The sequence below is a fragment of the Streptomyces sp. SID9727 genome (assembly GCF_010550605.1).
Classification (GTDB): domain Bacteria; phylum Actinomycetota; class Actinomycetes; order Streptomycetales; family Streptomycetaceae; genus Streptomyces.
This window is the reverse complement of record NZ_JAAGNI010000070.1, coordinates 1-7353: the sequence shown is the minus strand read 5'-3', so window position 1 is coordinate 7353 and position 7353 is coordinate 1. Positions and strand designations below refer to the sequence as shown.

The 7353-nt window shown below is 72.8% G+C and carries 9 protein-coding genes; 8 read left to right on the top strand and 1 reads right to left on the bottom strand.

From position 1 onward, the window contains the following. The first annotated feature begins 3 nt into the window (after positions 1-3). From G3I41_RS04275 to G3I41_RS04255, 5 genes are all read left to right on the top strand, one after another. Positions 4-219, top strand: coding sequence for an MbtH family protein (locus G3I41_RS04275; protein ID WP_164398960.1), 216 nt, complete (start codon positions 4-6; stop codon positions 217-219). Between the two features lie 10 nt (positions 220-229). Then, positions 230-1477, top strand: a complete 1248-nt coding sequence (locus G3I41_RS04270; protein ID WP_164398959.1) for a cytochrome P450 — start codon at positions 230-232, stop codon at positions 1475-1477. 2 nt (positions 1478-1479) lie between these two features. Continuing rightward, positions 1480-2253, top strand: a complete 774-nt coding sequence (locus G3I41_RS04265) for an SRPBCC family protein (protein ID WP_239081476.1) — start codon at positions 1480-1482, stop codon at positions 2251-2253. Next, positions 2253-2453: a hypothetical protein gene (locus G3I41_RS04260; RefSeq protein ID WP_164398958.1), complete on the top strand. Its 201-nt coding sequence runs from the start codon at positions 2253-2255 to the stop codon at positions 2451-2453. Before G3I41_RS04265 ends, G3I41_RS04260 begins: the two co-directional genes overlap by 1 nt. A gap of 105 nt (positions 2454-2558) precedes the next feature. Further along, entirely contained in the window at positions 2559-3296 is a 738-nt protein-coding gene (locus G3I41_RS04255) for an SDR family oxidoreductase (protein WP_164398957.1), read from the top strand. 11 nt (positions 3297-3307) lie between these two features. Here G3I41_RS04255 and G3I41_RS04250 read toward each other — a convergent pair whose 3' ends face one another. Further along, positions 3308-4204, bottom strand: coding sequence for a polysaccharide pyruvyl transferase family protein (locus G3I41_RS04250; RefSeq protein WP_164398956.1), 897 nt, complete (start codon positions 4202-4204; stop codon positions 3308-3310). A gap of 192 nt (positions 4205-4396) precedes the next feature. On the opposite strand from G3I41_RS04250, the gene G3I41_RS04245 reads away from it, so the two are divergent. The 3 genes from G3I41_RS04245 to G3I41_RS04235 form a co-directional block, all read left to right on the top strand. Next, positions 4397-5413 carry an NAD-dependent epimerase/dehydratase family protein gene (locus tag G3I41_RS04245; protein ID WP_164398955.1) on the top strand — a complete coding sequence of 339 codons (1017 nt, stop codon included), beginning with the start codon at positions 4397-4399 and terminating at the stop codon, positions 5411-5413. Positions 5414-5426: 13 nt separating this feature from the next. Further along, on the top strand, positions 5427-7061 hold the full coding sequence (locus G3I41_RS04240; protein ID WP_164398954.1) for a carbamoyltransferase C-terminal domain-containing protein: 1635 nt from the start codon (positions 5427-5429) through the stop codon (positions 7059-7061). After that, positions 7058-7353, top strand: a 296-nt coding sequence (locus G3I41_RS04235) for a glycosyltransferase (protein WP_239081475.1), incomplete at its 3' end; no start/stop codon positions are given. The genes G3I41_RS04240 and G3I41_RS04235, both read left to right, overlap by 4 nt.

Here is a 7353-nt window from a genome sequence, read left to right as displayed (position 1 = left end):
CCCATGACCAACCCCTTCGACGACCAGGACGGCACCTTCCTCGTCCTCGTCAACGACGAGAACCAGCACTCGCTCTGGCCGCAGTTCGCGGATGTCCCCGCCGGCTGGACCGTCGCCCACGGCCCCGACACCCACGCCGCCTGCCTGGAGCACATCGAGCGGAACTGGACCGACATGCGGCCCAAGAGCCTTGCCGACGCGATGGACGCCCAGCGGTAACGCGGCCGACATGACCACCACCGAAACCCCGGCCGGGGCCCGCGACACCGCGGGCCCCGCCCCGGTCCACGACCTCGGCGCCGCCCTGCTCACCCCCGAGGCGCGGCGCGACCCCTACCCGCTCTACGCCCGCATGCGGCGCGAGGATCCGGTCCACCGCAGCCCCCAGGGCGTCTGGTACCTCACCCGGTACGCCGACGTCGAGGCGGCTCTGGGCGACCTGCGGCTGTCCAACGACCGGGACAGGATGACCCGGGCCTACACCGCGCTCGGCGGCGACCTCAAGGAGTTCAGCCGGCTCACCGACCGGCTCGGCCGGGTGATGAGCAACACCGACCCGCCGGACCACGCCCGGCTGCGCAAACTCGCCAACCGGGCGTTCACCGCCCGCCGCGTCGAGGCCCTGCGCGACCGCGTCCAGCACCTCGTGGACCGGTTCATCGACGCGGCGGTCGCCGCCGGGCCGGAGCTGGAGCTGATCGAGGCGGTCGCCTCCCCGCTGCCCATGTCCGTCGTCTGCGAGCTCTTCGGCATCCCCGAGGAGGACCGGCCGCGGGTCAAGGGCTGGTTCAGCCGCTTCGGCCGGCTCAGCGAGGACATCGCCGCGTCCGAGAGGGCGATCGACCAGTACGAGGACTACCTGTCCGGGATGATCCGGCAGCGCCGGCGCGAACCCGGCGACGACCTGATCAGCGCCCTGGTCGCCACCCAGACGCACGACGACCGGCTCACCGACTCCGAACTGCTCTCCACCTGCTTCGTCCTCATCACCGCGGGCGACGAGACCACCACGCACCTCATCACCAACGGCGTGCTCGCCCTGCTGCGCCACCCGGACCAGCTGGCCCGGCTGCGCGAGGACCCCGGGCTCGTGCGCGGCGCCGTCGAGGAGCTGGCCCGCTACGACACGGTGACCCAGGCGATCGTCAGGGTCGTCGCGGAGGACCTGGAGATCGGCGGACGGACCCTGCGCGAGGGCGAGTTGGTGTACCTCTTCCTCGGCGCCACCAACCGCGACCCCGACCGCTTCGACGACCCCGACCGGCTCGACCTGACGCGCCCCGGCAACCGCCACCTCAGCTTCGGCCACGGCCCGCACTTCTGCCTGGGCGGGCCGCTCGCCCGGCTCCAGACGGAGGTGGCCGTCGGCACGCTGGTGCGCCGGCTGCCGGGGCTGCGGCTGGCCGAAGGGGCGCAGCCGGACTGGCGGCCCAACCCGCTGCAACGAAGGCTGCGGGCCCTCCCGCTCACCTACTGACCATGAACGACGACGAAGGAGCAGCACCGCCGATGGCCCGAGAATTCCACGTCCGCAGGCAGCAGGACCTGCCCGCCGCACCCGAGCAGGTCTGGGACGCCGTCGCCACCGCCGCCGGGAACCTCGGCTGGCTCTACCCGATGGAGATCGAGCCGCGCGTCGGCGGAAAGGCCACCCGGGGCGACGCCACCGTCCTGGCCTGGGAGCCACCGCACCACCTCGCGCTGCGCGCCACCCAGGACGGCGGCTTCTCCAACACGCTCAGCTACCGCGTCGAGCCGGCCGAAGGAGGCACGAGCCACCTGCGCATGGGTATCCACTGGGTGCACACGGGCGTCGTGGACGACGCCTGGAACTGGGACGCCAAGACGGACGTGGCCGAGAAGTACGTCGACTTCCACCAGCACGGCCTGACGGAGTACCTGCGCCACTTCGCCGGCCGCCCCGCCGTGTACGTACGGGCCCAACGCCCCGAACCGACCGGCGACCCGGCCGACTTCGCGACCCTGCGCCGCCGCCTCGGCCTCCCCGGCGACGCGGCCGTCGGCGACCGGTTCACCCTCCTGGCCCCCGAGCCGGTGGAGGTGACCGTCGACTGGACCAGCGCCGACTTCCTCGGCCTGCGCGGCCCCGACGCCCTGTACCGGTTCTTCAACGGCAGCACCTGGCACGTGCCGATCTGGCTCGGCCACCACCTGTTCGCCGAGGACGCCGACGGAGAAAGCGCCACCGAGATGTGGTCGGCGTGGCTCAACGAGCCCTCACGGGAGCGCTGATGGAGACCTCCACGCAGACCCTGCTGTTCGCCGCCGAACTCGTCGAGGACAACGGCACCTACACCCTCGTGGTGGAGGACGTGCGGAAGGGCACCGTCCAGTCCACTCCGGTCCCCGAGGCGATGGTCGACAAGCTCCCGGTCTTCCTCGCGGCACTCACCGCGAAACTCGGCCCGGTGCGACCGCGCCGCGGCTGGTAGCCGCCCGCCCCCTCGGTGGACGCGTCCGCCCCCGGCGATCCAGCGTCGGGCGCGACAACGACGACGGCGCGCCGACGGGCGCGGCGCGGCACGGACGGGGAGATCATGACCGGCGACGACAACACCTCCACGTGGGACGACGAAGCGCCCGTCACCTGCATCACCGGCGGTTCCAGCGGCATCGGGGCGGCGAGCGTACGCAGGCTCCTCGGCCTCGGGCACCGGGTCGCCGCGACCGGGCGCAGTGCGAAGAAACTCGCCGTGCTGACCGAGGAGATGGACGCGGGTGAGCGGCTGCTGACCTTCGAGGGGGACGCCGGGGACTGGACGCACGTGTCGGCGGCGGTCGAGGAGACCGTGCGTACGTTCGGCCGGCTCGACCACGCCATCGCCAACGCCGGATACTCGGCCGACGCCCACGTCGAGACGGGCGACCCGGAGAAGTGGCGCGGCATGGTCCTGACGAACGTGCTGGGGCCCGCCCTGCTCGTACGGGCGGCGCTCCCGGCGCTGAAGGAGTCGCGGGGGCGGATCGTGCTCGTCGGCAGTGTGGCCGGGTACAAGAACACGCCCGGCAACCTGTACTCGATGACCAAGTGGGCGGTGACCGGTCTGGCGGAGAACGTCCGCATGCTGACCACCGGGTACGGCGTCGGTACGACACTGATCGCACCGGGCCGGGTCCTCACCCCGTTCTGGGAGGAGCGTCCCGGCGGTGCGGCGGCGGCCGGTCCGATGATCTCCGCCGAGCAACTGGTGGACACACTCGTCTGGGCGATCTCACAACCGCCCGGCGTGGACGTGAACACGCTGGTGGTCCGGCCGATCGGGCAGGCGAACTGACGCCGCGGCCGTCAGGGGAACATGGAGCGCCGGCGCTCGGCGGCCGCCTTGCCGGCGGCGGACAGGCACCACGTCCACCACCGGTCGAGCGCCCGCGCGGTCAGCGTCTCGCCCGGGATCACGGCGGGCCAGCGCACCACCCTCGCCTGCGCGGACACCTTGGCCCCGCCGCGTACCGGATCCACCACCAGGGCCGGCACCCCCATGCTCAGCGCCAGGACCATGCCGTGCAGGCGGTCCGTGACCACGAGGTCGAGCCGGCCCAGCAGGGAGAGGAACTGGTCGCCGGTCCGGCACAGCCGCCAGTCGCCGTGCGCCAGCCGGGTCTCCGCCGCGACCGGCGCGCAGTCCTTGGTGGGCAGCCAGCCGTACAGCGTCTCGGCGACCCGGTCGTGCTCGCGCCGCCGCGCGTACTCGCCCTGGCCGTGCGTGAGGGCGACGCCCACCACGGGCTTGTCCGGCCCGGTGCGCGCGGAGAGCGCCAGGTCGGCCAGGAGGCCCTTGCCGTCGCGGTCGCGGGCCACGATCCGGTCGAACCCGCGCACCGCCGGGGAATCCCCGTCCACCACGCTCACCCCGACCGCGGTACGCCGGCACGAGGCGTAGCGCTCGTGCAGCCGGGTGAGCTGGTCCCCGTGCACCGGACCGCAGACGAAGAGCACCTGCTCGTACCGGCCGGGGTGGGCGGCTTCCAGGGTCAGGGCGCCGGGGGCGAAGTGCGGGCTCCAGGCGGAGTCGTGCGGGACACCCAAACGGTCCAGCGCGGCGGACACCGCCCGCTCCGCGAGGAAGTCACCGGCGGTCACCTCGCCGTCGGGGAAGCTGAACCACCCGGTGACCAGTACACGGCCCGTCGCACTGCGCGGACGCAGGAGCGGGTCGAGAACGCCGTCCAGGCTCTGCCCCATGATCGCCTCCTGTCCCCGGGTTCATTCCAACGGTAGTCCCGAAGATGCGCGGATGGATTACTCCGGCAGGATCCATGGGGGAGAGGCGAATGGCGGGAAAGCGGCTCGGCGCCGCCGGGACAGGCGGCCGCGCATCGCGGTCGAAGCCCGCGCGTTCGTGAACTCCCGGATCTCTGAAAGGAGATGGGATACATGGTGTCCTTGGAATCCGATCGGTTTCCCTGGCGGCACGCCCTGGTGACAGGCGGGGCCGGCTTCCTCGGCTCGCATCTGTGCGAACGCCTGCTGGCCGGGGGAGTGGCGGTCGACTGCGCCGACAACCTCTCCTCCGGATCGCGGCGGAACATCGCACACCTGGAGGAGGACAAGGCGTTCCGGTTCTTTCCGCTGGACATCTCCGACGCTTCCTGCGCGGGCGAATTGCGCGGTCCCTACGACCTCGTCCTGCACTTCGCCTGCCCCGCCTCACCCGCCGACTACCTGCGCATGCCGCTGGAGACGCTGGACGTCGGCAGCCTCGGCACCCGCACCATGCTCGGCATCGCCGCCCGGGACGGGGCGCGCCTGCTCCTCGCCTCCACCTCCGAGGTCTACGGCGACCCGCTGGTGCACCCGCAGCGCGAGGACTACTGGGGCAACGTGAACCCCGTGGGACCGCGCAGCGTGTACGACGAATCGAAACGGTTCTCCGAAGCCCTGGTGACCGCGCACGCCGCTGCCAAGGGCACGAACGCCGGCATCGTGCGGCTGTTCAACACGTACGGCCCCCGCATGCGCGCCCACGACGGCCGGGCCGTTCCGACCTTCATCAGCCAGGCACTCGCCGGCGAACCGCTCACCGTCGCCGGGGACGGCAGCCAGACGAGGTCCCTGTGTTATGTGGACGACACCATCGACGGCGTACTGAGCGTCGCCGCGAGCAAATCCGTGCGGCCGGTGAACATCGGCGGCAGCGACGAGACGACCGTACGGGAAATCGCCCGCCGGATCGTCAAACTGACCAGTTCCGCCAGCCGGATCGACTACATCGACCGGCCCGTGGACGACCCCGAGCGACGGCGTCCCGACACCACTCTGGTGCGGGAGATGTTCGGCTGGGAACCCCGCGTCTCCTGGGAAGAGGGCCTGGAACGCACCATCGCGTTCTTCGCCGCGCTCCCCGGTACGCCGGACGATTCCCACGCCGCGTCCCCGGCCCGCGAATTCTGAAGGAGCCCAGCGCATGCGCGTGCTCGGAATCAACGCCCTCTTCCACGACCCCTCGGCCGCCCTGGTCATCGACGGGAAGACCGTCGCCGCCGCCGAGGAGGAACGCTTCAGCCGGCGCAAGCACGGCAAGCGCCCCGTGCCGTTCTCCGCCTGGGAACTGCCCGAGCTGTCCGCCCGGTGGTGCCTGGAGAGCGCCGGTCTGGACCCTGCCGACCTGGACGTGGTCGCCTACTCGTACGACCCCGGACTGGCCCGCCCCGCCGAGCAGATGGGCCTCCACGACCCCTGGGACGAGCTGCGCCAGACCTACGCCCGGCGCGCCCCCGAATTCCTCGCCGAGGCCCTGCCCGGCCTCGATCCGGGCAAGGTCCGCTTCGTGCCCCACCACGTCGCGCACGCCGCCTCCGCCGGGCTCGCCGCCCCGCCGGGCGACCGCGCGGTCCTCGTCCTGGACGGGCGCGGCGAGTGCGCCTCCCAGCTGGCCGGCCACTACCGGGGCGGCGCCCTGGAGATCCTCAGCACACAGCCGTTGCCCGAATCGCTCGGCCTGTTCTACGAGGAGCTGACCGAACATCTCGGATTCCTGCGCAGCAGCGACGAGTTCAAGGTGATGGCCCTCGCCTCCTACGGCAAGCCGGTGTTCGCCCAGCGGCTCGCCGAGTACGTCCACCACACCGACGGCGGCGGCTTCCGCGCCTCCGGCGTCCCGTGGAGCGAGTTCGCACCGGCACGCCGGCCGGGCGGCCCGTACACCGAGGAGCACGCGGACCTCGCGGCCAGCGCCCAGCGGTGCCTGGAGGAGACCGTCCTCCAACTGGCCTCCTGGCTCCACGAACGCACCGGCGCCACCCGCCTCGCGCTCGCCGGCGGCGTCGCCCTCAACTGCGTGGCCAACGCCCGCATTCACCGTGAGGGACCCTTCGACGAGGTCTGGGTCCAGCCGGCCGCCGGCGACGCCGGCACCTCGCTGGGCGCCGCCCTCCACGTCTCCGCCGAGCACGGCCCGGTCACCCCGATGAGCACCGCCGCCCTCGGCCGGGGCTGGAGCGACGACGAACTGCGCCGCATGCTCGAAACGGCGGCGCTGCCCTTCGAGGAGCCCGAGGACGTCGCCGCCGCCGTCGCCGAGGAGCTGGCGCAGGACGGTGTCGTCGCCTGGTTCCAGGGGCGCAGCGAGTTCGGCCCCCGGGCGCTCGGCCACCGCTCCCTGCTCGCCCACCCGGGGCGCGCCGAGAACCTGGAACGGCTGAACGCGGTCAAGGGGCGCGAGGAGTTCCGCCCGGTGGCCCCCATGGTGCTGGCCGAACGGGCCGCCGAGCTCTTCGACGGACCGATGCCCAGCCCGTACATGCTCTTCGTGCACGAGGTCGCCGAGGAGTGGAAGCCCCGCATCCCCGCCGTCGTCCACGTGGACGGCACCGCGCGCATCCAGACCGTGGACGCGGCATCGGAACCGCTGGTCGCCCGGATGCTCACGGCGTTCGAGGAACGCACCGGGCTCCCGGTCGTGGTCAACACCAGTTTCAACACGGCCGGCCGGCCCATGGTCGACCACCCGCGCGAGGCGCTGGAGTGCTTCGGGTCCGCGCCCGTCGACCTGCTGGCCATCGGGCCGTTCATCGTCCGCCGTTCGAAGGCGTTCACATGACCGCCGGAGACGCGGAACAGCGCGTGACGACCGCCGCGCCGGACGGGCGGGACGTGCCGGGTGCCGACGCCTACTCCGTGGTCATCCCGACCATCGGCCGCCCCTGTCTCGGTGCCTGCCTCTCCGCCCTCGCCGAGGCGGCCGTCCCCCCGCCGCGCGCGATCTTCCTCGTGGACGACCGCCCCGCCCCGGACACCCCGCTCGACCTCGCCCCGGCCGGGCCGCTCGCGGACCGCGTCACGGTCCTCACCGCGGGCGGCCGGGGCCCGGCGGCGGCCCGCAACGCCGGGCT

Bases quoted from the DNA above. Each gene is read 5' to 3' on its own strand.
- G3I41_RS04275 (WP_164398960.1), top strand. From the start codon at position 4: ATGACCAACCCCTTCGACGACCAGGACGGCACCTTCCTCGTCCTCGTC.
- G3I41_RS04270 (WP_164398959.1), top strand. From the start codon at position 230: ATGACCACCACCGAAACCCCGGCCGGGGCCCGCGACACCGCGGGCCCC.
- G3I41_RS04265 (WP_239081476.1), top strand. From the start codon at position 1,480: ATGAACGACGACGAAGGAGCAGCACCGCCGATGGCCCGAGAATTCCAC.
- G3I41_RS04260 (WP_164398958.1), top strand. From the start codon at position 2,253: ATGGAGACCTCCACGCAGACCCTGCTGTTCGCCGCCGAACTCGTCGAG.
- G3I41_RS04255 (WP_164398957.1), top strand. From the start codon at position 2,559: ATGACCGGCGACGACAACACCTCCACGTGGGACGACGAAGCGCCCGTC.
- G3I41_RS04250 (WP_164398956.1), bottom strand. From the start codon at position 4,204: ATGGGGCAGAGCCTGGACGGCGTTCTCGACCCGCTCCTGCGTCCGCGC.
- G3I41_RS04245 (WP_164398955.1), top strand. From the start codon at position 4,397: ATGGTGTCCTTGGAATCCGATCGGTTTCCCTGGCGGCACGCCCTGGTG.
- G3I41_RS04240 (WP_164398954.1), top strand. From the start codon at position 5,427: ATGCGCGTGCTCGGAATCAACGCCCTCTTCCACGACCCCTCGGCCGCC.